The following is a 25,722-nucleotide window of genomic DNA, read 5'->3' as shown; positions in this document are numbered from 1 at the left end:
TTATCTTCTACCTCCTGAGAAGGTCATCGCTTCTCCTTTTCCGATACCAAAACTTGCACCAAATGTAAAGAATCGGCCACGTAAACCTCTGCTATAAATTTCATAGGTAGGTTCTGAAACAAAACTCTCTCTAATACGTGATTCAAAAACATCGCGAACAGCAAGATTCAAAACAATTTTACCTTTGGCAATCTTTTTACGAACACCAATATCCATAAAAGCATTTTGTTTTATTTCTCCTTGTAAAGTTTCATATCCAGATTCAAAGTTTCCAGTTAATTCTGTTTCAAAATCAGCAGGTAACTTAAACTTACCTGTCATTCTTGATGTCCAACGTTTACCATCGTAATCAAAAACTTGATCTTCAAAGGTACCTTGTCTATCAAAGTAATTATAATTAAAATCTCCTGTTACCGAAAACCACTGCAATGGACTGTATTTAGCGTTCAACTCAAAACCAACGGTGTTATTCGTGCCGATATTTTCTGGTCTGGTAATACTTACATTGTCTTCAAAAAAGGTAACACGTTCTACTACATCCGTCGTATAACGGTAATACACACCTGCGTTTAACGATAATTTATTAATCAAGAAAATACTAGTTACCTCATACGAATCAGTGTATTCTGGTTGTAAATCCGGATTACCCACACGCACATTAAAATCGTTTCTAATATTAAAAAATGGATTCAAATCCCATAAACGCGGTCTAAATATTCTTCTTGAATACCCTGATTGCAAAGAAATTGCATCATTAAACTTATATGAAATATGCGCAGATGGAAAAAGGTCTGTATACTTTTGTTCATTTTGCTCGTCGGTTGTAACAAGCTCTGTATTTAGTATGGTATTCTCAACACGCAAACCTCCTTTTAATCCCCATTTATTGATTTCATAGCCAATGGTTCCATAACCTGCCAATACACGTTGATTATAGGTAAAATTATTCGTAAGATCAGGATCTGTTATCCAATCATTGCCATCCCAATTTCGCACCGTAAAATCATTACCAACATCGTTAATAACATATTGAGCTCCAGTTTCTACAATTAACTTCTCATTATAAGGGCGTGTATAATCTAACTTAAATGTATAGTCCGCTTGCTGAAAGGCTGTTTCGGTTTGTTGGTCATTCCTATCATCGTTACCAACAGTAGTATTAATATTAAATTCTGACTCCTGATCTTTTCCAAAAAAACGACCTTGCGCGCTAAACAATAGTTGGTGATCATCAAAATCTTCAAACTGCTTTTTGTATTGAAACTCAAATTGGTATTTCGGGTTATTGGCATCGGTTGTTTCAGATCGAGTCCAAGCCTCAGTTAAATCACCCATTCCATCGTAATATTCGAAAAAAGTTTCCGATGGTTGGTCTTCTATTTCGTAAGCAAAGTTTCCGGAAAGTGTCAAAATATTAAAATCGTTGATATAATAATCCGTACCTAAAATGATATTGTAAAACTGCTCATTTCTATACTGTGTACCAACACTATTTACAACTGTGCCACTCAACAAATCTCTATTGCTATTCTCATTGTTGTTTGGCAACGAGCGATAACCTCCCCCAAGTTGGGTAAACAAATTAAAACGTTCTGTTCTTCTACTTAAACTAACCCCAACGCTATGGTTATCTGGAATACCAGTATTTAAAGTAATTGATCCGTTAAGACCTTCTTTTTCTTCTTTCTTTAGCACTATATTGATAATTCCTGAAGTTCCTTCGGCGTCATATTTAGCTGAAGGATTGGTAATAACCTCAACTTTTTCAATCATTTCTGCAGTGATAGAACTCAACGTATTACTTGGGTCATCAGCTAAAATTGATGGTTTTCCATCAATTAAAATTTGAACTCCAGCACTACCTCTTAAACTCACTTGCCCTTCAATACTTACATTAACCGATGGTACATTGTTTAATAATTCTAGCGCCCCCATTCCTGTAGAACTGATGTCTTTACCAACATTAAAAACACGTTTATCTAATTTAAACTCAGTAGTAGATTTCTCTGCACGTACCGTAACTTCTTCTAATGTTTCACCCTCACTTAAAGTTATGGTGCCCAAATTAATATCTGCTGAACTAAAGTCTATAGAAGTAATTTGTTTCGATTCAAAACCAATAAAGCTAATTTCAATTCGAACAGTTTCTGTAGCTACTGTCAATTCAAATGCACCATCCATATCGGTTGTTACTCCTGTAATAGATTCATTTGTTGCAGTATCTAAAGCCAATACTGTTGCAAATGCAATAGGGTTACTACTCGCTTCCTCTACAATTGTTCCTGTAATTTTATATTGATTATTTTGTGCTTGAAGAGCTGTTGAGAATAACATCAACAACAGTGTTAATTGCCAAAATCTAGTTTTCATACTTCTTCTTTAATTCAGTATTTCAATACAAAGAAAATTCAAGTTTTATTGTTTTAAAAACACCATTCCACCAACGACCATTTCATTCTGTTGAATTGCATCTTGCCATGACATTGGACCGATTAATTTGGTCGCTTACAGATTTAAACACCTACTGTTTAACTGTTTCTTTATATTTGTTTTATGCGGCTAAACACAAAAAATTCTTTTGCTGTTGAATTGTTTTTCAACGTGCTGTTTATCATTATTATTTTTCTGTTCTATTCTTTTGACAGAAACAATCCTTTTATAGAATTAACTGAAATTGTGTTTTTTCTAAACTATGCTTTTGCGGCATATATTATCAACTTCTTATTGTTTCCAAAGTTCTTTTACACAAAAAAATACCGCCAGTTTACCATTTTGCTCATTTTGCTCATTGTTGCTGTAATTTTGATTGAAGAACTTGTAATAGAACAAATTTTTTACCCAGACACAAGAGGTAGTAGGTTTTCTAATGTGTTAATTACACTAATAGACATACTTCCTCCAATTATTATTATTGCTGGTTTTAAATTAACTTGGGATGCCGTTTCAAGGCAACGCGAGTTAGATGAGTTAAAATTGATGGTAAAAGAAAGTGAATTACAATTTTTGAAAACACAGATCAATCCACATTTCTTATTTAATAACCTAAACAATTTATATGCCTGCGCTGTTGAACAATCTTCAAAAACACCGGAGATTATTTTGGCATTGTCCTCTTTATTACGATACATGCTTTATGAATGCCAATCTACCTATGTATCTCTTAAAGAAGAGGTAGAGCAACTTCAGAATTTTATGCATTTAGGCAAATTGCAAATTGAGGGTAGAGGCACTGTAATTTTTAAAACTGCTATTGATTCCAATTCATATATTATTGCGCCACTCATACTATCGGTATTTATAGAAAATGCATTTAAACACAGCACTTCTAGCATTGCTGAGAATATCCTGATAGACATATACCTTTCTACAGAAACCAATGGCACTTTAAATTTTATTTGTAAAAACACGTATCAAAAAGATAGTAATACAGAAAGTTTATCTAAAGGCATTGGGCTTGAGAATGTGAAGAAAAGACTAGAGTTAATTTATCCCAATTCTCATGAATTAATTATATCAAATGAGAATGATTTATATTGTGTTGATTTAAAACTTCAATTGCAAGATTAAATATATGATTAGCTGCATTATTATAGAAGATCAGTTACCTGCTCAACGTATTTTAAATAGATACATTCAAGACCATCCAGAATTGCAGATTGAGGGAATTTATTCAAATGTTTTTCAAGCTAAAGAAGTATTACATAAGAAACCTATTGACCTTTTGTTTTTAGACATTCATTTACCAAAAATGTCGGGTATCGAATTTCTTAAAACAACAGATAATCCGCCTCATGTTGTTTTAACTACAGCCTTTTCAGAATATGCATTAGAAAGTTATGAACTAAATGTTATTGACTATTTGCTCAAACCATTTTCTCAACAACGCTTTAACAAGGCTGTGGCAAAAGTAATAGAGCGTATGCATTGGACAGAAAATACGCGAAAACCAATTCAAAAACGACTTTATATAAAATCGGGTCATGAGTATTATAAAATCGAAATAGATACCATTCGATATATTAATTCTGATGCTGATTACACTGATATTTATACACACGAAAAAAAATACATCACATCAGAATCTCTAAAGCACTGGGAAGAAAAATTGATCAGCACTCAGTTTATGAGAATTCATAAATCATACATCGTTAACCTGAATCATGTTATAAAAACCACTGCTAAATTTTTGTTTTTAACGGACGAAATTAAAGTTCCTGTTGGTAGAACCTACAAACCTGAAGTGCAACAGAAAATAAAAGAATTTCTTAATTAATTTAAGGATTTGCTATTTCAAAATGTTGATCTTTCGTTGGAATATGAAAAAAGAAGTGCGTATCTAATTTCTTCACGTTACAAGGATGTTCGATTTCAGATAGTTTTATTTCAATTAATAAAACTAATACATCTTGAGTTGCAGAATGAGGAATTGAAAATCGAGGTCTTACATGAAAATCTTAGTTAATCGAGTCGACCATACAGAATAAAAATCAGTGTAAGATACTATTTTTTAAATATTTAATCTCACACTTTTTTGTTTACGTATATTTGCAAAAAATTTTTCAGGAATGAATACCATTGTGGCTATTGTAGGAAGACCAAATGTTGGAAAATCAACACTATTTAACCGTTTGATTCAGCGTAGAGAAGCTATTGTTGATTCTGTGAGCGGTGTTACACGTGACCGCCATTATGGTAAAACAGACTGGAATGGCAAGAACTTTTCTTTAATTGATACGGGCGGGTATGCTGTTGGTTCAGATGATATTTTTGAAGAAGAAATCAGAAAACAAGTGCAGTTGGCCATTGAAGAAGCTGATATTATTGTTTTTGTGGTTGATGTAACAGAAGGTATCACACCTATGGATTCAGAAGTTGCAGATATTTTGAGAAAGGTGAAGAAGCCTGTATTTATGGCTGTTAACAAAGTGGACAGTGCTAACCGAGTTGATGATGCCTATGAATTCTACAATCTTGGGTTGGGTGAATACCATACAATATCTTCAATAAACGGTGGAGGTACAGGAGATTTGTTAGATGCCATTGCAGAGATAATTCCTGAAGAGGATGAAGATGAACCAACTGTAGATGAACTACCACGTTTTGCTGTGGTTGGTAGACCAAATGCTGGCAAGTCGTCTTTTATCAATGCCCTAATTGGTGAAGAGAGAAATATAGTTACAAACATTGCTGGTACCACTCGCGATACGATTGACACTAAATACAACCGTTTTGGATTTGAATTTAATTTAGTAGATACTGCAGGAATCAGAAAAAAATCAAAGGTAAAAGAAGACCTTGAATTTTATTCTGTAATGCGTGCAGTAAGAGCTATTGAGTATTGTGATGTAGCTGTTTTAGTAATTGATGCAACTCGTGGATTTGAAGGTCAAGATCAAAACATTTTTTGGTTAGCAGAAAAGAATAAAAAAGGAATTGTTGTATTGATCAACAAATGGGATTTAATGGAGAAAGAAACCAATACGGTAAGAGATTATGCCGAAATGGTAAAGAGACAAATGGCTCCATTTACTGATGTTCCAATGATTTTTATCTCAGCCCTGACAAAGCAGCGTATTTTTAAAGCAATAGAAACGGCTGTTCAGGTTTATGAAAATCGTAAAAAGCGCATTGCAACTAGTAAATTAAATGAGACAATGCTGGAAATTATTCAGCAAAATCCGCCTCCAGCAACAAAGGGTAAATACATTAAAATTAAATATTGTATGCAGTTACCTACTCCTACGCCACAGTTTGTGTTTTTTGCCAATTTACCGCAGTATGTAAAAGACCCCTATAAGCGATTCATTGAAAATAAGCTAAGAGAACTGTACGATTTTCAAGGAGTGCCAATTACTATTTACTTTAGAAAAAAGTAACTAAAGGGCATACTTAACGCCTTCTCGAGCAATTTGAAACCCTTGAGATTTCACCTCTTTTTGAGCTGCACTTCCTTTTAACAATAGAGGGTTAGAATGATTCATGTGAGTAAAGTGAACTTTGTTCTTATGCTCGTCACTCAAATTTTTGAGCAAGTCCATTGACTCTTCTACAAAAGGGTGAGGCACCTCGCTCATTGGTCGATTAATTTCTCCATCTTTATAAAATGTGGCATCTAGAAATGCGTAATCTACTTGTTGCACTAAATCAACTAAGCTGTGCTCCCATAAATGCCATTTATCAATATCCGGAATAAACAGCACTTGTTTAGAATTAGCAGCGATTAAATATCCCACAGTTTCAGAAAACTCATCGCGATGCGGCACTTCAATTGGAGTAACCGTTATACCATCCGCCAATTTCACAGGCCTCATTTGTTGAAGCTCTTTAAGTTCAATATTGTCGAGTGTTACCAACTGACTCCACGGTCCATTTGTCTCTAAGTAATTCTTAAGCCTTGGCATTGCATAAACATCTAAACTTTCTGATGACATGGCCTCTCTACCCACATACATCAACCCCGTATAATGCCCCATATGTGCATGGGTTAAAAAGATCCCTTCCGGTAAATCGGCAGATTTTCCTGTAGCATTGTTCAATAATTTGAGTTGTTCTGAAAAATCTGGAGTAGCATCAAAAACCCATTCTTTATTAGAAATTGGATCTACCAACGCAAGTGAAGACACCATGCGTTTATGAGAGGGAAATTTATAAACGCTTTTGCAACATTTTTTTTCACAGTTTATTTGAGGATAGCCTGCATCTTGAGCAATACCCAATACTAAAATATAAGGGGATTCAGGCTTTTTGGCATTTGAGCTACAGCTTATTAATAAGCCAAAACATACAAGATATAATAGCAAAGACCTCATTAGTCACCAAGTTGGTTTTTTATTGTGATTAATTCTTGTTTGATGTGCTCTAACTGAGCTACAATTTCCTGATTTGAAAGTGATTTTTTGTTTTGGTTCTTCATTTTCTTTTTAGCGCCTTCAAGGGTATACCCTTTTTCTTTCACCAAATCATAAATCACCTTTAAATTTTGCACATCTTGAGCCGTAAACAAGCGGTTACCTTTATTGTTTTTTTTAGGCTTTAAAACATCAAATTCCTTTTCCCAAAAGCGAATTAAAGAATTATTTACACCAAATGCTTTGGCAACCTCACCAATTTTATAATATCGTTTTTCTGGAAGATCTATGTGCATACTTATGTAACATTAAGAATACGAAGATAGGAAAATTAAGTGCTAATCTTAACTATTCAATAACCGACAAATCCGAGTTAAAAATGCAGTTGTTGAACTCTAATCTAAAGACTGACCCTCTACTTGAGCGGCTTTTTGCATACGCTCAAACTCTATTGGGGATAAATTTCCGTAGTAAAAATTAATTGGATTGATTCGCTCCTTATTCTTTCTAACTTCATAATGCAAATGCGGCGCTTGCGACCTACCAGTATTTCCAACAAATCCAATTAAATCTCCACGTTTTACACGTTGGCCCACACGAACATTATACTTACTTAAATGCGCATATAATGTCTCATATCCGAACCCATGATCAATACGAATATGCTTACCAAAACCAGAAGCTCTAGAATCAGCTCTTGTAATTCGACCAGGTCCTGTGGCAAAAACCGGAGTTCCCCTAGGTGCAGTAAAATCCATTCCGTAATGTCTTTTTCGCGCTTTTGTAAATGGATCAATTCTCCAACCATATCCCGAAGCCATTCGAGTTAAATCGTCATTTTTAATAGGTTGAATTGCAGGAATAGCTGCCAACAAATCTTCTTTGTTCTTTGCATTTCGAACAATCTCATCCAAAGATTCAGATTGAATTTTTAATTGCTTAGACAGTACATCTAAATTTTGGGTAATGTCTATTACCATTTCAGAATTTTCAAAATTCTCTAAAGAAGAGTATCTATTTACCCCTCCAAAACCAGCGGTACGCTGCTCGTCTGGAATAGGGTTTAATTCAAAAAAAGTGCGATAAATGGTATTATCACGCTCTTGCAGGTCTTGTAAGACTTCTTCAAAATTTTCTATCCGTTTTGCATGTAGAGATTCGTTTAACTTTAAATACTCCAATTCGCGCATCATAGCCTTTTCATTAGGTGTTTCCCAAAAATTAGTTAACACCATAAACCCTAACACCATAGATATAGCTACAGCCAATAGACCTGCAAAGATTTTAGTAAACACAGAACGCTTTCTTGTTTCAATCTTTTTATAAGACAATGTTTCTGAATCGTAATAGTATTTAACTTTCGCCATACGGGTAAAAAATCTTAAATTTGCACTTTTAAAAACGGAGCCACAACTATAGATATTGTGGTACATTTGAGGCAAATTTACAAAATGTTTGAGTACTGCCTTTTAACACATACTCAAGCTTTTAAAAAATACGGTATGAGGTCGCAAGAAATAAGACAACACTTTTTAGATTTTTTTAAAGAAAAATCGCACAAAATAGTACCATCTTCTCCAATGGTATTAAAAAATGACCCTACATTGATGTTTACCAATGCAGGTATGGTGCCATTTAAAGAATACTTTTTAGGGCAGAAAAAAGTGGTTGATGCTCGAGTGTCTGACACACAGAAATGCTTGCGTGTATCTGGAAAACACAATGACCTTGAAGAAGTAGGAATGGACACCTACCATCACACTATGTTTGAAATGTTGGGGAATTGGAGTTTTGGAGATTACTTTAAAAAAGAAGCTATTGCTTGGGCTTGGGAATTACTAACTGACGTATACAAAATTGACAAAGACAGCCTTTATGTTACCGTTTTTGAAGGAGATAAGGAAGATGGCATTCCATTTGACCAAGAAGCTTATGATTTTTGGAAAGAAATTATACCAGAAGACCGCATTTTAAATGGTAATAAAAAAGATAATTTTTGGGAAATGGGCGCTCAAGGTCCATGCGGACCATGTTCTGAAATTCATGTTGACATAAGATCTGCCGAAGAGAAAGCACAAATTCCAGGTAAAGATTTAGTCAATCAAGACCATCCTTTGGTTATTGAAATTTGGAACTTAGTATTTATGGAGTTCAACAGATTGGCTAACGGATCTTTGGAAAAATTACCAAACAAACATGTTGACACAGGGATGGGGTTTGAACGTTTGTGTATGGTAATTCAAGGCGTGCAGTCTAATTACGATACTGATGTATTTACACCGTTAATTCGCGAAATTGAAACTATTACAAATACTGAATACGGTAAAGAAGAAAAAATTGATATCGCTATTCGTGTAATTGCAGATCACGTTCGAGCTGTTGCCTTTGCCATTGCTGATGGTCAGTTACCTGGTAACAATGGTGCTGGTTATGTAATTAGACGTATTTTAAGACGAGCGATTCGTTACGGATTTACCTTCTTGAATCAAAAAGAGGCTTTTATTTATAGGTTGATGTTTGTTTTGAGTAAACAAATGAGCAAGCAATTTCCTGAGTTAAAAGTTCAAAAACAATTAATAGAAAACGTTATAAAAGAAGAAGAAAATTCTTTCTTAAAAACGTTAGATCAAGGGTTAAATCTACTAGATGCTGTAATTGCAAATAATACTGCTGATAAAATATCTGGTAAAAAAGTGTTTGAATTAAAAGACACTTTTGGTTTTCCTGAAGACTTAACAGACCTTATTCTTAGAGAGAATAACTTAACATATAACACTGTTGAGTTTCAGGAAGAATTAAATAAGCAAAAGGAACGTGCGAGAAAAGCAACTGCAATTGAAACAGATGATTGGCAAATTCTTTTTGAAGATGATACTGAAGATTTTATTGGTTACGATACTTTAGAAGCTACCATTAAAATTGCACGCTATAGAAAAATAGCAACCAAGAAAGATGGAGACATGTATCAATTGGTTTTTAACATGACTCCTTTTTATCCAGAAGGCGGTGGACAAGTTGGGGATAAAGGGTATCTCGAAAAAAGTAATGGGGATACAATTTATATTATTGACACCAAACGTGAAAATAATTTGATTGTACATTATGCAAAAGACCTCCCTAAAGATCCAACAGAGCGTTTTAAAGTAAAAGTTGATGAAAAACAACGTTATCGCACAGCTTGTAACCATACAGCTACACACTTATTGCACCAAGCACTTAGGGAAGTTCTAGGAGACCATGTTGAACAAAAAGGATCTGCGGTGCACTCTAAGTATCTGCGTTTTGATTTTTCACATTTTTCAAAAGTTACTGATAAAGAATTGCAAGATGTTCAAGATTTTGTGAACGCTCGTATACGTGGCAAACTGCCTTTACAAGAGTTTAGAAACATCCCGATGGATGAAGCAATTAACAATGGGGCTTTAGCCTTATTCGGCGAGAAATACGGTGATACTGTTCGTATGATTCAATTCGGGCAATCTCGTGAATTATGTGGTGGAACACACGTAAAAAACACTGGTGATATTTGGTGGTTTAAAATTTCATCTGAAAGTGCTGTTGCTTCAGGGATTAGACGGATTGAAGCCTTAACTCTTGATGGCGTTTCTGAGTATTACTTAAACCAAGAAAAAGATTATACTGCTGTTAAGCAGGTAATGAAAAATTCTCAGAACCCTGTAAAATACGTCGAACAAATACAAGACGAAAATGCCGCATTAAAAAAGCAAATTGAAGCTTTACTAAAAGACAAAGCAAAGAATTTAAAATCGAGTTTAAAGGCTAACATTCAATCTGTAAATGGTGTTAATTTTATTGCTGAAAAATTAGACCTAGATCAGGGTGCTATTAAAGATTTGGCATTTGAATTAGGAGGCGAAGTAGAAAACTTATTCTTCTTTGCTGGAACAGAAAACAATGGCAAAGCTATGTTAACCTGTTATATTGCTAAAAATCTTGTCGCAGATAAGGATTTAAATGCAGGGCAAATAGTTAGAGAACTTGGAAAGTTAATTCAAGGTGGTGGCGGTGGCCAACCATTTTTTGCTACTGCAGGAGGTAAGAATCCTTCAGGAATTCCTGAGGCTCTAGAACAAGTAAAAGAATTTTTAAATTAATCTTTTAGTTGATTCCAAGCATGCGGTTAAAGGTTCTTACTTGGAAGAAATAGAACTTAATAAATCTTGTTTTAAAAGCTTTTATTTTTATAATTATATAATCTCTCATGATTTGAATATTATAGATTCAATATATTAGTATACCTAATCTAAAAATTGTTACAGCATGAACTTTAGAACACAGATTCCTCTTTACAAAGAACGCAATCAAATAGATTACAACTCAGAGGTCTTGTTATTAGGTTCTTGCTTTTCTGAAAATATTGGTAGTAAACTTGAATATTTTAAATTCAATACTTCGCTAAATCCGTTTGGTATAATGTTTCATCCTAAGGCGATTGAATCCTATGTCACTAATGTTGCCAATGAGCGAACTTATTCTGAAGCTGATATTTTTGATCTTAATGAGCAATGGCACTGTTTTGAAGCCCATTCTACTTTAAGTTCAATCAACAAAAACTTACTTTTAAATAACCTAAACACCGGAATTAGAACTGGTTTTAGCTCCATCAATTCAGCATCTCACATCATAATTACTTTAGGAACAGCTTGGGTATATCGTCATATTGCATCAGATACTGTTGTTGCAAATTGTCATAAAGTTCCACAAAAAAAGTTTCTTAAGGAGTTAATGACTGTTGACGAAATAGAAGCAAGTCTTCAGAATATAATTTGTCTAATCAAAAACATCAACAAAGATGTTCATATTGTTTTTACCCTTTCTCCTATTAGGCATATTAAAGATGGTGTGGAAGAAAACAGTGTTAGCAAAGCATATTTACGTTCTGCAATTGCCCAAATTACAGATAAGAGAAATCAGGTTTACTATTACCCTTCTTTTGAAATAATGATGGATGATTTAAGAGACTATCGCTTTTATAAGGAGGATTTAATTCACCCCTCAGCCATGGCTATAGATTATATCTGGGATCATTTTAGCCAATCTTGGATTTCAGAAAATGCCCAACCCACAATGCAGCAAGTAGCAGAAATTCAACGAGGTTTAAATCATAAACCATTTAATCCAAATTCTGAGGCGCATCAAACTTTTCTTAAAAATCTAGAAAATAAAATTGCAACGCTGGAAGAAATAAATATTCGATTTTAAACCTAAATTAAAAAACCCCGCAATTTGCGAGGTTTTATGTTTTATAAAGCTTGAATTAATCTACAAACTGATCAACAATTTGCCAAGGGCCTCCATTTATAATATCTAAGCCCTCCTCGCTTAAAAATTCTGTAGCTTTCCCACTTCTTGCTCCACTTCGGCACACTGCAATAAATTGAGATCCTAAAGCTTTAATTTCTTCCACTCTTTCAGGTATTGTATCTAAAACAATGTTGGTAGATCCTGGTACATGTCCGTCTGCATATTCTTCTACTGTTCGTACATCAATTACTACGGCTCCATTGTCTAAATATTCTTGAATTTCATCCATGTTGCGCTTGCGTTTAAATATGTTTAAAAATTTTATCATCGTTAATACAGTGCAAATTAACTAAGTTTTTTTGACATACTTTGCAACATCTGTTACAATAAAAAAAGTGCTCACAAATGTGAACACTTTTCAAACATCTCAACTCAACTTACATTCCTCTTAATCTAAGGCTGTTTTTATAAAATCGTAACTTTCTTGAGCTCCGCTCATTTTTGCATAATCTAATGCTGTTAATCCTTTCTGAGATTTGGTTTTTAATCGTGCCCCATTTTGAATTAATAACTCTACAATCTGAGTTTTATTCTGACGCGCAGCATACATTAATGGAGTCATTCCCATAGTTTTTTGATTAATGTTTGTTCCTGCATTAATCAAATTTTTAACTGCATTGTAATCGTTTAATTGAATTAACTTTACAAAAGTATTTACATTTTTACTCTTAATTACATTGTAATAGTTTGAAGTAGTAGCTTGATAATCTACAGCTTCTCCTTTTTTCTTTTTCTTCTTTTCAGTTTTTGTTTCAGTTTCAGAATTTAAGTTTGTGTCAGTTGCAAAAGCACCAAAGCTCAGTGCAACAATAAATAGTGAAGTTAATAGTACATTTTTCATGGTATTATTTTTTTTAAATTAGTATTTATCTAAAAGACGCCACATTTGAACTTTGTGTTACAGCGTTTAACACTGTTTAACATTGTTTAACGATAATTAGAAAAAACACCTCTTTTATAATTAATTTTTAACACGTTTTAAGTTTTATGCTGTTTCCTAATCTTCTAAAACCATTTCGGAATAGCTTTACACTTCATTTAGACCGTCATTTCGTATCTTTGCAAATCGTTAAAAACAACTAGAACATAAAACCAATGAATAAAAAAGTTATTTTGATGATTTTGGATGGATGGGGAACTTCACCAGATCCAAAAGTTTCAGCTATAGACAACGCACAAACTCCTTATATAGATGCTTTGTATACAAAGTATCCAAATGCTGCCTTGAGAACAGATGGATTACATGTAGGTTTACCTGAAGGGCAAATGGGAAACAGTGAAGTTGGCCACATGAATCTAGGTGCCGGTAGAATTGTATATCAAGATTTAGCTAAGATTAATATGGCTGTTGAAAATAACACATTGGCAGATGAAGTTGTTTTAAAAGAAGCTTTTTCGCACGCCAAAGCAAACAATAAGCCAATTCACTTTTTGGGATTAGTTAGTAACGGTGGAGTGCACTCTCATATCAATCACCTTAAAGGATTAATAGATGCTGCTGAAAATGCAGGAGTTGAAAACTCATATATTCATGCTTTTACTGATGGTAGAGATGTTGATCCAAAATCTGGAAAAGATTTTATTCAAGATATTGTTGAACATAGTGCAAATACAAATACAGAATTAGCAAGTGTTACTGGTAGGTATTATGCTATGGATAGAGATAATAGGTGGGAACGTGTTAAATTAGCTTATGATGCTATTGTTAATGGTGTAGGTTCTCAAACAACTGATGCTGTTGCAGAAATTCAGAAGAATTATGACAACCACATTACTGATGAGTTTTTAGAACCAATTATTTTAACCGATACTGATGGTAATCCAAAAGCTACATTAAAGGAAGATGATGTTGTAATTTTCTTCAACTTTAGAACTGATAGAGGTAGAGAGTTAACAAATGCGTTAAGTCAAAATAATTTTGAAGAGCACAACATGCAAAAGTTAAACTTGTATTTTGTGACAATGACAAATTATGATGAGACTTTTAAAGGCATCAAAGTAATCTTTAACAAAGAAAACTTAAGCGATACCTTAGGAGAGGTTTTAGCTAAGGCTGGTAAAAGACAAATTAGAATTGCAGAAACAGAAAAATATCCGCATGTTACGTTTTTCTTTTCAGGAGGTCAAGAAGAGCCTTTTGAAGGAGAAAATCGTATCTTAAGAAATTCACCTAAAGTTGCTACTTACGATTTAAAACCAGAAATGAGTGCCTATGAATTAAGAGATGCGCTTGTTACAGAATTAGAAAATGAAACAACTGATTTTGTTTGTTTGAATTTTGCAAATGGAGATATGGTGGGTCACACAGGAGTAATGGAAGCGGCTATCAAAGCTTGTGAAGCTGTAGATATTTGTGCAAAAGATGTAATAGAAACTGGTTTGGCTCATGGCTATACAACCTTGTTAATTGCAGATCATGGTAATTGTGAAACTATGATTAACCCAGATGGGTCGCCTCATACCGCACATACAACAAATCCGGTACCAGTTATTTTAATAGATAACGAATTAGAAGAAATTAAAGATGGTATTTTAGGAGATATGGCACCTACCATTTTAAAATTGATGGGTGTAGCACAACCAGAAGCTATGACACGTCATTCATTAGTTTAAGCTATGATTAAAATAAAGACGAGAGAAGAAATTGAATTAATGCGTGAAAGCGCCCTAATTGTATCGAAAACATTAGGTATGCTTGCTAGTGAAGTAAAACCAGGAGTAACAACCTTGCAATTAGATAAATTAGCCGAAGCCTTTATTAGAGACCATGGGGCAGATCCTGGGTTTCTTGGCCTTTACGGATTTCCTAATACGCTTTGCATGAGTCCGAATGAGCAAGTTGTTCACGGATTCCCGAACAACGACTTTTTAAAAGAAGGTGATATTATATCCATTGATTGTGGGGCGTTAAAAAATGGATTCTATGGAGATCACGCCTACACCTTTGAAGTTGGTGAGGTAGCCCCTGAAATCAAAAAACTATTACAAGTTACCAAAGAAAGTCTTTATGTAGGAATTAGAGAATTTAAAGCTGGCAACCGCGTTGGTGACGTTGGATTTGCTATTCAGAATTACTGCGAAGCTCACGGGTACGGTGTTGTGCGTGAATTGGTAGGTCATGGATTGGGCAAGAAAATGCATGAAGATCCTGAAATGCCAAATTACGGTAGAAGAGGTCGTGGTAAGAAATTTAAAGAAGGCATGGTGGTTGCTATTGAGCCAATGATAAATGCTGGTACTCATAAGATCAAGCACCATAGTGATGGTTGGACGATAACCACTCAGGATAAAAAAATGAGTGCGCATTTTGAACACGATGTAGCCATAGTGAATGGTAAACCAGAATTACTTTCTACCTTTAAATATATTTATGATGCTTTAGGTATTGAAAGCAACGAAGAAGACGAGTTTAGACAAAATCTATAGATGAAAATTAAAGATGTACCTGTAAAAGAGATTATTCCAGGATTTTTTGGGCGTTTTGTGCATCTTGAAAATTTTACCATTGCCTTTTGGGAAGTAAAAGCGGGTGCTGAATTACCTATGCACCAGCATATACATGAACAAAGCACTCATATTATTGAAGGTGAATTTGAAATGACTTGTAATGGTGAAACCAAAATTTGGAAACCAGGAATGATACTTACAATTCCGTCGAATGTTGAACATGGTGGAAAAGCATTAACGGATTGTAAAATAACTGATGTATTCTCTCCTGCAAGAGAAGATTATAAATAGAACTTTGGCAGCATTATTTAAATTCTTTTTAAACCTTATACCTAGACCTCTGTTAATTAAATTGAGTTATTGGGTTCGTCCATTTGTAGCTTGGTATTTAAAAGGCAATACGTATAAAGATCCTATTGATGGTAAAAGTTATCGTAAATTTTTACCATACGGTTATGCAAGTCAAAGAGCAAATGTATTGGCCCCTGGTACACTTTCTCTTGAAAGACATCGCCTATTATGGTTATATTTAAAAAATGAAACCGACTTTTTTAACGTATCAAAAAAAGTTCTGCATGTAGCCCCTGAACAAGCCTTCTATAAAAGATTTCGAAAGCAATCTAATTTAGATTATACCACAACCGATTTATATTCTCCATTGGCAGATGTAAAGGCTGATATTTGTAACTTACCATTTGAAGACAATAGTTTTGATGTTGTTTTATGCAATCATGTTTTAGAACATATTCCAGATCATAAAAAAGCGATGCAAGAATTATATCGAATCATGAAACCTAATGGTATGGGTATTTTCCAAATTCCCTTAGACATGAATCGCGAGGTTACTTTTGAAGATGATTCTATTACGGATAAAAAAGAGCGCACTAAGATTTTTGGACAATACGATCATGTACGTGTTTATGGTATGGATTATTTTGACATACTTGCATCAGTTGGATTTAAAGTAAATGCCCTTGATTACACATCAAAATTTACAGCTCAAGAAATTGAAACCTTTGCACTCACTCAAGGAGAATTACTACCTATAGTAACTAAATAAAACTAATATGACTTCACAAATTGTAATAATGACTGGTGCTGTATTTGGAATACTTTCTGTAATTTTTGGTGCATTTGGTGCCCATGCACTAAAAAAAGTGTTGAATGAAAATCAATTAAAAAGTTTTGAAGTTGGGGTTCGATATCAAATGTACCATGCTCTGGTATTATTGGTTATTGGTTTAAACTTTGAAAATTCACCAGCCTTCATGTATTGGTGTTTTACTTTCGGAATCATTTTATTTAGTTTTAGCATTTATGGATTAGTATTTAGTGATTCAAAAGGTAAAAAACTTAAATTCTTAGGTCCAATAACGCCCCTTGGTGGATTACTTTTTGTTGCAGGTTGGATTTCAATACTTTTAGAATTTCTATAGTTATTCTAAAATTCAAGATTTTAAAATTTATATTTGATTGTTAAATCAACAATCATGACGCAAGAAAAAGATCAATCAAAATTAACTGGTTCTATTAATAACAAGCAACGTTTATAAATTGGTTACTTTACAGCAATTCTTATAGATCTTAAGGTTTTAAATTTGTTTGATAAGTACTGGGATTTAGTATAAATTGACTCTTTTACAATCTCGTTATTTGCCGCAATCGTTCTTCAGGTATTACTAGTGATTACTATTAAAATAGAACACAAGATTGGTGACTACTTCAAAAAGAAAAAGGGGTTTATGGCTAAATTTCTGCTTCTTTTCTCTGCATGTCTTGTACTATTTGGTTCTAAATTTTTAATTCTAGAGGTACTTGAGTTTGCTTTTAGAGCTGAAATGCAATTTAAAGGTGCATTTCACGTCGTAGTTACCCTAATCGATATTATTGTGGTAATAATGGTTGTAGAGGATTTATCTGCACAAATTACAAAAGCTTTGGGTTTAAGATAAACTAATCTACTGCCATTACTTTAAGTCTTGATGTGGTAAAAGATTGCAATTCTCCAGCCTCATTTGCATATATTAAGTGAGCTTCTATTGTTGGGTGATTCCCCAGAAAATCTTTTGTTTTGGTCAATCCCATAGCCATAAATGCAGTAGCATAACCATCTACATCTGCACAATCTAATGGTGCAACCACAGTTGCGCTTAACAAATCACTCTCCTCAGCATAACCAGTTAGTGCATTTACAGTATGTACAAACTTCCTTCCATTATTGTCAATATTAAATTTTCTATAATTTCCAGAAGTAGCCATGGCAACATTCTCCAAAGTCACAATTTTTGAATAAGAACGAGAACCATCTGTATTTGGGTCTTCAATCGCTACTCGCCAAAATTCACCTTTTTCATTGGTTCCTTTAGCCCTAATTTCACCTCCTAATTCGATCAAGTAATTAGAAATTCCTTCACGCTCTAAAAATCTACCAATTATATCTATACCAAAACCTTTGGCAATGGCATTAAAATCAAAATATATATTTGGATTGCTTTTTACAATTACGCCATTATTTAGGGTTACTTTATCAAAACCTACATATTGCATCATAGAATCAACTTGGGTATCAGAAATATTATTAAGTGCTTTTTCTGGACCAAATCCCCAAGCATTAACAAGCGTGCCAATAGTCGGATCAAAAATTCCTTCAGTCTCTTCGTAAATTCGGTTTGATTTAATGAAAACCTCTTCAAAATATGAATCTACTTTAAAAGTGCTCGCCCCATCGTTTATTTTTGATATTTGTGAATCGGGGACATAAGTTGAAAGGGATTGATTCATAACGTTTATAAGACTATCTATAGCAATGGTGTAATCCTTATTTGGTATATTTTCATACGTAATACTATATGTAGTACCAAAAGCTACTCCTCTAACAGACTGATATTCTATAGGTTCTGATTGACACGAGAAAAAAATGACTAAAAATAAAAAAAGGTATGCTTTTTGCTTCATGCTTTAGGATTAATTAAACCTCAAAGGTACGGTTAATTGTTTGTTAAAATAATCTATTTACCATACAAAAGTGTGAAGAACAAGTGTTTTTTCATAACTTTGTGCAATTCAAATTTTAAATCAATGAAAAAAATATTTTTCCTAGCCCTTAGCACGGTTCTATTAGCATCCTGTGTACCTCAAAAAAAATATGCTGACCTTGAAGCAGCGCATGCTTCTACAAAACAAGAATTAGTAGATGCAAAAGCTGGTTTACAAGAGTGTTTAATTGAAAAAGATAGAAATGCTAATCAAGTAACTTCATTAGAGAAGCAAGTTTCAGATTTACAAGAAGATAAGCGTAACGCTCTGCAACAAGTTGATAACTTAACGGTGTTAACAACAACTTCTTCTGAAAGTATTAAAGAAGTGATTGCGCAATTGAGTGAAAAAGATAAATATATTAATGGCATTCGCGATGCAATGACTCGTAAAGATTCAATTAACTTAGCTATTAAATATCAGTTAACGAAAGAATTAGCAGATGGTATTCAAGATGAAGATATTACTGTTGATGTTGAAAAAACAGTAGTTTACATCACTATTGCTGATAAGTTATTATTTAACAGTGGTAGTTCTACAGTTTCAGACAGAGCTAAAGAAATTTTAGGAAAAGTAGCTACGGTAATCGAAACGAAACCAGGAATGGAAGTAATGGTTGAAGGATATACTGATGATGTGCCAATCAATAGAAACGGTATGGTTGACAACTGGGATTTGAGTGTTAAACGTGCAACAGCGGTTGTTAGAGTTTTACAAGATGAGCATGGAGTTGAGCCGGCACGATTGGTTGCGGCTGGTAGATCTGAATACCTACCGATTGCAACAAATGATACTGCTGCTGGTAGAGCTGCAAACAGAAGAACTCGTATTGTAATCTTACCTAAATTAGAAGAGTTTTTCGAAATTCTAGAACAAAAGCCTTAATACATATTAAGCTTGACATAAAATCAAAACCCATGCAATGCATGGGTTTTTTTATGGTTGTTTCTAAAGAATAAGTTATGTTGTTTAATAATTGCATAGATGTGAAGTAATTCATGTTGCAATTTTTCTTTACCAGTTCTATCTAGGCTCTACGAGTCTCTTTTTATTCAAACCTATTACTTACTGTTAAAATCATTTTAAATCGACCAAATACTGCACTAAAAAAACCCTGTATAAAACTATACAGGGCATTTCATATTTGTAATAATTACTTCTACTTAATCAGCTAAAATAATTACTTTATTGTCTTTCATTTCAATAGTACCACTATTGATGGCTAAAACATACTCGCCATCAACTTTGGTAAACTTATCTTGAAATGCTTCATCAATTTGAACTGCTCCACCTTTAAACTTCACACTACCTTTTCCTAATAAAGAAACAATAGGTGCGTGATTGTTTAACATCTGAAATTCTCCGTTCACTCCAGGTACTGATACAGAATTTACTTCAGAGTTTAAAAGTGTTGCTTCTGGTGTTACAATTTCTAACTTCATAATTTCAATTGATAATTATTTAATTGACAATTGTCAATTGATTACGCTTCAGCTAACATTTTCTCACCAGCTTCAATTGCATCATCAATTGAGCCACGTAAGTTAAACGCTGCTTCAGGATATTTATCTAATTCACCATCCATTATCATGTTAAATCCTTTGATGGTATCTTTAATATCTACTAATACACCTGGTATACCTGTAAACTGCTCAGCAACGTGGAAAGGTTGTGATAAGAAACGTTGTACTCTACGTGCGCGGTGTACTACTAATTTATCGTCTTCTGATAATTCTTCCATACCTAAGATGGCGATAATATCTTGAAGCTCTGTATAACGTTGTAATAACATGATTACTCTTTGAGCACAGTTATAATGATCTTCTCCAATAATTTCTGGAGTTAAGATTCTTGAAGATGAATCTAACGGATCTACCGCTGGGTAAATACCTAAAGAAGCAATCTTACGAGACAATACTGTCTGTGCATCTAAGTGAGCAAAGGTTGTTGCAGGAGCAGGATCCGTTAAATCATCCGCAGGTACGTAAACCGCCTGTACAGATGTAATAGAACCTTTTTTAGTTGAAGTAATACGCTCTTGCATCGCACCCATTTCTGTTGCTAAAGTTGGTTGGTAACCCACTGCTGATGGCATACGACCTAAAAGTGCAGATACCTCAGAACCAGCTTGTGTAAAACGGAAAATGTTATCTACGAAGAATAATACATCTTTACCTTGACCATCACCAGCACCATCACGGAAATACTCCGCAATTGTTAATCCAGATAATGCAACACGAGCACGTGCTCCTGGAGGCTCATTCATCTGACCGAATACGAAAGTAGCTTTAGACTCTTTCATTAATTCTTTGTCAACTTTTGTTAAATCCCATCCTCCATTTTCCATAGAGTGCATAAAGTCGTCACCATACTTAATAATACCAGACTCTAACATCTCTCTCATCAAGTCATTTCCTTCACGAGTTCTCTCTCCTACACCAGCAAATACTGATAAACCACCGTGACCTTTAGCAATATTGTTAATTAACTCCTGAATCAATACGGTTTTACCTACACCGGCTCCTCCAAATAATCCAATTTTACCTCCTTTTGCGTAAGGCTCAATTAAGTCAATTACTTTAATACCTGTAAATAATACTTCCGTAGCAGTTGATAATTCATCAAACTTAGGAGCTTGACGGTGAATTGGTAATCCGTTATCTCCAGTTTTAGGTAAGTTACCTAATCCATCAATTGCATCACCCGTCACATTAAATAAACGTCCGTAGATATCTTCACCTACTGGCACTTGAATTGCTGCACCTGTTGCAACTGCTTCAACACCTCTACTTAAACCATCAGTTGAATCCATAGAGATTGCTCTTACGGTGTTTTCACCAATATGAGACTGCACCTCTAATACCAACGTTGACCCATCTTCTCTTTTAATCTCTAATGAATCGTAAATTTTAGGAAGCTCTGATCCTGATGCAAATTCAACATCGATTACAGGGCCGATAATTTGTGCTACTTTACCTGAAATATTAGCCATTATTTTAACTCTTTATTGTTAACTTTTTAAGATAGAGGACTTACCCTCTATTTTCAAGGTGCAAAGATACTTTATTTCAATGGAAATATTAAAGTAAAAGCAGTTATTTTTTTAGATAAAAAAACACCGCTAAATTTTAAAAATATAGCAGTGCTTAATCTTTAATTTTATATTTAATCTGTTACGGATTCAATGTCCAAGAAACAAAGTATTGAGAACCGATCAATCCGTTACCAGGAGCACTAAAATACTCCTTACCTCCTAGGTTGGCCCCTCCAACTTTTATCAATGATTTAATTGAAGGTATTGCATAACTCACCTGAGCATCTAATAAGAAACGGTCTTCAATAAGCGCATCTGCAAAAGTAGACTCCCATAAGTACTCATCATTCCAACGAACGTTAACGTTAAATCCAAAGTTTTTAAATGCATTCGCATTTCCAAAAGAAGCTTTAACTTGATGCTCTGGCGTATTAAATCCAGCCTCATAATCTGGGTCAGAAGACTGATCAAAATCAAACTTGGCCCAAGTATAGTTAAATCCTAAATTATAATCACCAAATACTTTTGTACTCAATCCTAAACCTGCTCCATAAGAAGAAATATCAGCTTCCGAATTTGTATAAACTTGGAATGGTTGAAAGTCTCCTTGACTTAATGCTACTAAAGCTGCAGGTGTTGGAGCTGGTAATGGTGGTGAAGGAATAATATCTGATAAGTCTACATTACCATATAAAGGAGACACAACTGTTTTATTTCCAATAAAGTCCTCATATGTGTTATAGTATGCACTAAAATCTACGGTTACCTTACCTAATAATCCACGGTAACCAACTTCAAATGCTGTTACTTTTTCAGGTTTCACATAATCAAAATCTGCAACTACAGGAGCCCCTGCTAAAACTGATTCTAAAGTAAACGAATTTTCATAAGCAGCTCTACCAGACAATTGAACTGTTGGCGAACCAGTTATTAATTGACCTAATGGACTTACGTTAATTGGTCTAGAAATATAACGATCTAAGTTGTCTGGTGCAGAACCAACCAAGATAGCTTGACCTGCATCTAAACCAATATATTGATCTTGTGTAGTTGGATTTCTAAATCCTGTTTGGAATGATGCTCTAAAATTGTGATTTCTTGTTTGACCTGCACTATATGCAAAAGAAACTCTTGGTGAAAAATTACCATCAAAATTTTGAGCTTTATCATAACGAATAGATCCAGTAAACTTAAATCTATCGTCTAAGAATTTTTTCTGAATTTGCGCATAAGCACCGTATTCATCGTAGTTAATAGGTCCGTCATAATCAGTAAAAATAGTTCCATTCGAGTTTAATGAATACTGTCTCCAAGAACCACCAACCATTACATCAGCCCAATCCCATAGATGTGCAAAATTATAATTACCATCTACGTGATACAATTTTGTATTATCTTGAAATTTAGATCCAGTCTGCAAATCAGGATCCTGAGTAATCCTATCAAATAATTCTTGAAATTCAGGTGTTCCAGGCTGAGGTGTAGCCACAGCATCAGATTGTTGTCTTGCAACTGTATTCGCAACATCTGGATCTCCTGCAGGAACACCTGGTATTGCACCTGTAATTGCTCCTAAATATGTTTGAGCATAAGTAGCATACCATTGCGGAGAAGTTTCAATATTCATATTTACACCAGTAAATAACATATCATATGAGTCTCCAGCATCTTCACTTGTTAAATAACCTCTCAAGAAAAAGTTGTTGTTTCTTATTTCTAATTTATGCTGTTGCATAAAGAAGTTTTTAATATTATATCTGTTTGCACCTTGATAAATGGTGTTTCCATGACCAAACTTAGCGTTATAAATAATTTCTAAATCATCTCCGTTAGGACGATAGTTTAAAGAGATATCTGCTTTTGCACTGCGAGCATCGTAGTCTGTTAAATCAACCTCATTATATCCTGTTCTAGAAACTGTTGAAGTACCAAATGTGCCTGCAGGCGTGCCGGCAATAGCATCGTAATCTAAAGTTAATGCAACCTCATCACCATAAACGTTTAATCTGTTAAACTGAGTTGCAGTAGGATCCACTGGAGCAATAAGGTCTGGATTCCCAGCACCTTGATCTATATACTGGTTATAGTCCGTTGCGTACCACTCTGTACCTTTTAAAAATGAGAAAGATACCTTCGCCGCAAATTTATCACTAAAAGCAAAAGCTCCTCTCCATCCAAAATCTATGTAGTTATTATCTCCAGCATTGCTTGAAGATGTTAAACCTGTTTTTGCATATGCACTAAATCCTTGACTTTCAAAAGGATTCTTACTGTTCATAAATAGTACTCCGTTAAATGCATTAGCACCATATAAAGCAGAAGCTGCCCCTGGCAAAATTTCAACCGTAGCCACATCAAGATCACTCATACCAAGCAAATTACCAAGAGCAAAATTCAATGCTGGAGACGAGTTATCCATGCCATCTACTAATTGTAAAAACCTCGTATTGGCAAACGTTGCAAAACCACGTGTATTAACACTCTTATTCGTTAATGAGTTCGTATTAATATCTACTCCTTTTAAATTATTTAATCCATCGTAAAAAGAAGGTGAAGATGTATTTCTAATATCGCGGATATCCATGCGCTCTATAGTAACTGGAGATTCCATGATGCGCTCTGGAGTTCTAGAAGCCGAAACTACTACTTCATCTAATGATGTTGTTGTTTCTTCTAATGCAACAGTTACTTCTTGGTTAGTTTGAGTAATCTCAATACGCTGAGTACTGTAACCTATTATAGAGACTTCAATAAAAAATGGCGGGGTCTCTGATACATCTAGAGTGAAGTTGCCTTCAAAATCAGCAGAAGTTCCTAAAGATTTACCTTCTACTTTCACATTTGCACCAGGTATTGGTTGTCCTGAAGCTTGGTCAGTTACTTTTCCCGTAACTGTAGTTTGTCCTAAAATACTGATACTAAATAGTACTGTAAGAGCACACAGTAATTTTTTCATAATATTAGTCTTGTTAATTATACTAGTGCAAAATACAGTTTTTTTCTAAAAATCATAAAAAATAGGATAAATATTGAGAAGAATCTCATTTTTTAGATCAAAAAAAGAGGCAAATGTAAAAATTCACCTCTTGTAATATTCTGAATTAAAATGATTTACTCTGAAGAACCACTTAAATTAAAGCGCAACATAAACTCGTGAGAACCATTACTATAATTATTAATTTCTGAAGTTGTAAATTCATAGGCGTAGCCTAACTCCATCCAATCCGTTAACTGCAACATAGCTATTGCGCTAAAAGAATCGTCTATTCTATAAGAGCCTCCAAATTCAAATTTATCGTTAATTACTGCCATGGCATTCAAGTCAAAACTTGCTGGTGCACCTTGAACAATACGTGCTAAAACCGATGGTTCCAATTTAAGATTTTCAGATAAATCAAATGAATAACCTGCTCCCGTATAAACGTGCAATTTATCTCTTGCTTCTGTATAATTACCTGTTCCCAAATCGTCATCTTCTACACGTTGCCCACCCAAAAAGTTAGGTACGGATAAAGTTGCATAGAACCTTTGCATTTTCAAGTATGCTCCAGCACCAAAAATACCATTGATTCTACTGATATTTTGGTCAAACAATGGATCGCCTTGAATTCCCTTTTCTGTTAAATCAGCCTTGAAAGAATAAAAACCACCTTTTACACCAAGGTATAAATCTGCGTTCTCATCAAGCATTACACGATATGAAAAATCAACTGCTACATCCGTTTCCTTTATGACATCTACTTTATCATTCAGAATAGAAATACCGAGAGCAACCTTATCGTTCATTGGTCTAATAAAAGATAGGCTTTGTGTTTGAGGGGCACCATCTACATTACTCCATTGACTTCGAATATTCATATTTAACTCCGTATATCCGCTTGCACCAACATACCCTGGATTAAAAATATTCATATTGTATTTGTACATGGTAAATGTTGGTTCTTGCTGTGCAAATAAGGTTCCGCTTATCATTAACACTGCGAAAACCATTATATATCTAAATTGTTTCATTTTATTATTTGATTTTCATTA

Annotated in this window: 23 protein-coding genes; 12 read left to right on the top strand and 11 right to left on the bottom strand. The window is 34.2% G+C overall.

Annotation, left to right across the window (positions count from 1 at the left end; translation table 11 throughout):
* The gene (locus tag ACYQ5R_RS05765) at positions 1-2,370 is read right to left on the bottom strand and encodes a TonB-dependent receptor (protein WP_460189969.1); all 2,370 of its coding nucleotides are present in this window, start codon (positions 2,368-2,370) and stop codon (positions 1-3) included.
* A 183-nt stretch (positions 2,371-2,553) separates the two neighbouring features.
* Between ACYQ5R_RS05765 and ACYQ5R_RS05760 the strand changes: the two genes are divergently transcribed.
* From ACYQ5R_RS05760 to der, 3 genes are all read left to right on the top strand, one after another.
* Positions 2,554-3,567: a sensor histidine kinase gene (locus tag ACYQ5R_RS05760; protein ID WP_460189968.1), complete on the top strand. Its 1,014-nt coding sequence runs from the start codon at positions 2,554-2,556 to the stop codon at positions 3,565-3,567.
* 4 nt (positions 3,568-3,571) lie between these two features.
* The gene (locus ACYQ5R_RS05755; protein WP_460189967.1) at positions 3,572-4,273 is read left to right on the top strand and encodes a LytR/AlgR family response regulator transcription factor; all 702 of its coding nucleotides are present in this window, start codon (positions 3,572-3,574) and stop codon (positions 4,271-4,273) included.
* A 292-nt stretch (positions 4,274-4,565) separates the two neighbouring features.
* Positions 4,566-5,876: a ribosome biogenesis GTPase Der gene (der, locus tag ACYQ5R_RS05750; RefSeq protein ID WP_460189966.1), complete on the top strand. Its 1,311-nt coding sequence runs from the start codon at positions 4,566-4,568 to the stop codon at positions 5,874-5,876.
* Here der and ACYQ5R_RS05745 read toward each other — a convergent pair whose 3' ends face one another.
* The 3 genes from ACYQ5R_RS05745 to ACYQ5R_RS05735 all read right to left on the bottom strand — a co-directional run bounded on the left by ACYQ5R_RS05745 (position 5,877) and on the right by ACYQ5R_RS05735 (position 8,215).
* Positions 5,877-6,809, bottom strand: a complete 933-nt coding sequence (locus tag ACYQ5R_RS05745) for an MBL fold metallo-hydrolase (protein WP_460189965.1) — start codon at positions 6,807-6,809, stop codon at positions 5,877-5,879. It abuts the gene before it with no gap.
* On the bottom strand, positions 6,809-7,144 hold the full coding sequence (locus tag ACYQ5R_RS05740) for a MerR family transcriptional regulator (protein ID WP_460189964.1): 336 nt from the start codon (positions 7,142-7,144) through the stop codon (positions 6,809-6,811). Before ACYQ5R_RS05740 ends, ACYQ5R_RS05745 begins: the two co-directional genes overlap by 1 nt.
* Before the next feature lie 99 nt (positions 7,145-7,243).
* A complete protein-coding gene (locus ACYQ5R_RS05735; protein WP_460189963.1) occupies positions 7,244-8,215 on the bottom strand; it encodes a M23 family metallopeptidase in 972 nt (323 codons plus the stop codon).
* A 135-nt stretch (positions 8,216-8,350) separates the two neighbouring features.
* Between ACYQ5R_RS05735 and alaS the strand changes: the two genes are divergently transcribed.
* Both alaS and ACYQ5R_RS05725 read left to right on the top strand, forming a co-directional pair.
* Positions 8,351-10,963, top strand: a complete 2,613-nt coding sequence (alaS, locus tag ACYQ5R_RS05730; RefSeq protein WP_460189962.1) for an alanine--tRNA ligase — start codon at positions 8,351-8,353, stop codon at positions 10,961-10,963.
* A gap of 166 nt (positions 10,964-11,129) precedes the next feature.
* A complete protein-coding gene (locus ACYQ5R_RS05725) occupies positions 11,130-12,071 on the top strand; it encodes a GSCFA domain-containing protein (RefSeq protein WP_460189961.1) in 942 nt (313 codons plus the stop codon).
* 55 nt (positions 12,072-12,126) lie between these two features.
* On the opposite strand, the gene ACYQ5R_RS05720 is transcribed toward ACYQ5R_RS05725, so the two are convergent.
* Positions 12,127-12,402 (bottom strand): rhodanese-like domain-containing protein, encoded by a 276-nt coding sequence (locus ACYQ5R_RS05720; protein WP_460189960.1) that lies wholly within the window; start codon positions 12,400-12,402, stop codon positions 12,127-12,129.
* 159 nt (positions 12,403-12,561) lie between these two features.
* Positions 12,562-13,014, bottom strand: coding sequence for an ankyrin repeat domain-containing protein (locus tag ACYQ5R_RS05715; RefSeq protein WP_460189959.1), 453 nt, complete (start codon positions 13,012-13,014; stop codon positions 12,562-12,564).
* A gap of 254 nt (positions 13,015-13,268) precedes the next feature.
* On the opposite strand from ACYQ5R_RS05715, the gene gpmI reads away from it, so the two are divergent.
* From gpmI to ACYQ5R_RS05685, 6 genes are all read left to right on the top strand, one after another.
* A complete protein-coding gene (gpmI, locus tag ACYQ5R_RS05710) occupies positions 13,269-14,786 on the top strand; it encodes a 2,3-bisphosphoglycerate-independent phosphoglycerate mutase (protein ID WP_460189958.1) in 1,518 nt (505 codons plus the stop codon).
* A gap of 3 nt (positions 14,787-14,789) precedes the next feature.
* The gene (map, locus tag ACYQ5R_RS05705) at positions 14,790-15,599 is read left to right on the top strand and encodes a type I methionyl aminopeptidase (RefSeq protein ID WP_460189957.1); all 810 of its coding nucleotides are present in this window, start codon (positions 14,790-14,792) and stop codon (positions 15,597-15,599) included.
* On the top strand, positions 15,600-15,911 hold the full coding sequence (locus ACYQ5R_RS05700; RefSeq protein ID WP_460189956.1) for a cupin domain-containing protein: 312 nt from the start codon (positions 15,600-15,602) through the stop codon (positions 15,909-15,911). It begins immediately after the preceding gene.
* Positions 15,912-15,915: 4 nt separating this feature from the next.
* Positions 15,916-16,680 (top strand): class I SAM-dependent methyltransferase, encoded by a 765-nt coding sequence (locus tag ACYQ5R_RS05695; protein WP_460189955.1) that lies wholly within the window; start codon positions 15,916-15,918, stop codon positions 16,678-16,680.
* Positions 16,681-16,687: 7 nt separating this feature from the next.
* Positions 16,688-17,056, top strand: coding sequence for a DUF423 domain-containing protein (locus ACYQ5R_RS05690; RefSeq protein ID WP_460189954.1), 369 nt, complete (start codon positions 16,688-16,690; stop codon positions 17,054-17,056).
* 306 nt (positions 17,057-17,362) lie between these two features.
* Positions 17,363-17,572 (top strand): hypothetical protein, encoded by a 210-nt coding sequence (locus ACYQ5R_RS05685; protein WP_460189953.1) that lies wholly within the window; start codon positions 17,363-17,365, stop codon positions 17,570-17,572.
* A gap of 1 nt (position 17,573) precedes the next feature.
* Here ACYQ5R_RS05685 and ACYQ5R_RS05680 read toward each other — a convergent pair whose 3' ends face one another.
* A complete protein-coding gene (locus ACYQ5R_RS05680) occupies positions 17,574-18,575 on the bottom strand; it encodes an FAD:protein FMN transferase (protein ID WP_460189952.1) in 1,002 nt (333 codons plus the stop codon).
* A 123-nt stretch (positions 18,576-18,698) separates the two neighbouring features.
* Here ACYQ5R_RS05680 and ACYQ5R_RS05675 point away from each other — a divergent pair, with 123 nt between their 5' ends.
* Positions 18,699-19,541 carry an OmpA/MotB family protein gene (locus ACYQ5R_RS05675; protein ID WP_460189951.1) on the top strand — a complete coding sequence of 281 codons (843 nt, stop codon included), beginning with the start codon at positions 18,699-18,701 and terminating at the stop codon, positions 19,539-19,541.
* Positions 19,542-19,819: 278 nt separating this feature from the next.
* Here ACYQ5R_RS05675 and ACYQ5R_RS05670 read toward each other — a convergent pair whose 3' ends face one another.
* From ACYQ5R_RS05670 to ACYQ5R_RS05655, 4 genes are all read right to left on the bottom strand, one after another.
* Positions 19,820-20,098 (bottom strand): hypothetical protein, encoded by a 279-nt coding sequence (locus ACYQ5R_RS05670; RefSeq protein WP_460189950.1) that lies wholly within the window; start codon positions 20,096-20,098, stop codon positions 19,820-19,822.
* 41 nt (positions 20,099-20,139) lie between these two features.
* Positions 20,140-21,648, bottom strand: coding sequence for a F0F1 ATP synthase subunit beta (gene atpD / locus ACYQ5R_RS05665; protein WP_460189949.1), 1,509 nt, complete (start codon positions 21,646-21,648; stop codon positions 20,140-20,142).
* Positions 21,649-21,829: 181 nt separating this feature from the next.
* On the bottom strand, positions 21,830-24,646 hold the full coding sequence (locus ACYQ5R_RS05660; protein ID WP_460189948.1) for a TonB-dependent receptor: 2,817 nt from the start codon (positions 24,644-24,646) through the stop codon (positions 21,830-21,832).
* Between the two features lie 155 nt (positions 24,647-24,801).
* Positions 24,802-25,701: a PorP/SprF family type IX secretion system membrane protein gene (locus ACYQ5R_RS05655; protein WP_460189947.1), complete on the bottom strand. Its 900-nt coding sequence runs from the start codon at positions 25,699-25,701 to the stop codon at positions 24,802-24,804.
* Positions 25,702-25,722 lie beyond the last annotated feature (21 nt).

Source organism: Urechidicola sp. KH5 (assembly GCF_054661455.1).
Note: the sequence above shows the minus strand (reverse complement) of the source record. Positions and strands in the feature narration are given on the sequence as shown.

Coding starts and splice junctions, on each gene's coding strand:
- ACYQ5R_RS05690 (WP_460189954.1), top strand. CDS start 16,688: ATGACTTCACAAATTGTAATAATGACTGGTGCTGTATTTGGAATACTT.
- ACYQ5R_RS05720 (WP_460189960.1), bottom strand. CDS start 12,402: ATGGATGAAATTCAAGAATATTTAGACAATGGAGCCGTAGTAATTGAT.
- ACYQ5R_RS05660 (WP_460189948.1), bottom strand. CDS start 24,646: ATGAAAAAATTACTGTGTGCTCTTACAGTACTATTTAGTATCAGTATT.
- ACYQ5R_RS05680 (WP_460189952.1), bottom strand. CDS start 18,575: ATGAAGCAAAAAGCATACCTTTTTTTATTTTTAGTCATTTTTTTCTCG.
- gpmI (WP_460189958.1), top strand. CDS start 13,269: ATGAATAAAAAAGTTATTTTGATGATTTTGGATGGATGGGGAACTTCA.
- ACYQ5R_RS05735 (WP_460189963.1), bottom strand. CDS start 8,215: ATGGCGAAAGTTAAATACTATTACGATTCAGAAACATTGTCTTATAAA.
- ACYQ5R_RS05740 (WP_460189964.1), bottom strand. CDS start 7,144: ATGCACATAGATCTTCCAGAAAAACGATATTATAAAATTGGTGAGGTT.
- ACYQ5R_RS05685 (WP_460189953.1), top strand. CDS start 17,363: ATGGCTAAATTTCTGCTTCTTTTCTCTGCATGTCTTGTACTATTTGGT.
- ACYQ5R_RS05715 (WP_460189959.1), bottom strand. CDS start 13,014: ATGAAAAATGTACTATTAACTTCACTATTTATTGTTGCACTGAGCTTT.
- ACYQ5R_RS05760 (WP_460189968.1), top strand. CDS start 2,554: ATGCGGCTAAACACAAAAAATTCTTTTGCTGTTGAATTGTTTTTCAAC.
- ACYQ5R_RS05745 (WP_460189965.1), bottom strand. CDS start 6,809: ATGAGGTCTTTGCTATTATATCTTGTATGTTTTGGCTTATTAATAAGC.
- alaS (WP_460189962.1), top strand. CDS start 8,351: ATGAGGTCGCAAGAAATAAGACAACACTTTTTAGATTTTTTTAAAGAA.
- ACYQ5R_RS05655 (WP_460189947.1), bottom strand. CDS start 25,701: ATGAAACAATTTAGATATATAATGGTTTTCGCAGTGTTAATGATAAGC.
- ACYQ5R_RS05725 (WP_460189961.1), top strand. CDS start 11,130: ATGAACTTTAGAACACAGATTCCTCTTTACAAAGAACGCAATCAAATA.
- der (WP_460189966.1), top strand. CDS start 4,566: ATGAATACCATTGTGGCTATTGTAGGAAGACCAAATGTTGGAAAATCA.
- ACYQ5R_RS05700 (WP_460189956.1), top strand. CDS start 15,600: ATGAAAATTAAAGATGTACCTGTAAAAGAGATTATTCCAGGATTTTTT.
- ACYQ5R_RS05675 (WP_460189951.1), top strand. CDS start 18,699: ATGAAAAAAATATTTTTCCTAGCCCTTAGCACGGTTCTATTAGCATCC.
- atpD (WP_460189949.1), bottom strand. CDS start 21,648: ATGGCTAATATTTCAGGTAAAGTAGCACAAATTATCGGCCCTGTAATC.
- ACYQ5R_RS05765 (WP_460189969.1), bottom strand. CDS start 2,370: ATGAAAACTAGATTTTGGCAATTAACACTGTTGTTGATGTTATTCTCA.
- map (WP_460189957.1), top strand. CDS start 14,790: ATGATTAAAATAAAGACGAGAGAAGAAATTGAATTAATGCGTGAAAGC.
- ACYQ5R_RS05755 (WP_460189967.1), top strand. CDS start 3,572: ATGATTAGCTGCATTATTATAGAAGATCAGTTACCTGCTCAACGTATT.
- ACYQ5R_RS05670 (WP_460189950.1), bottom strand. CDS start 20,098: ATGAAGTTAGAAATTGTAACACCAGAAGCAACACTTTTAAACTCTGAA.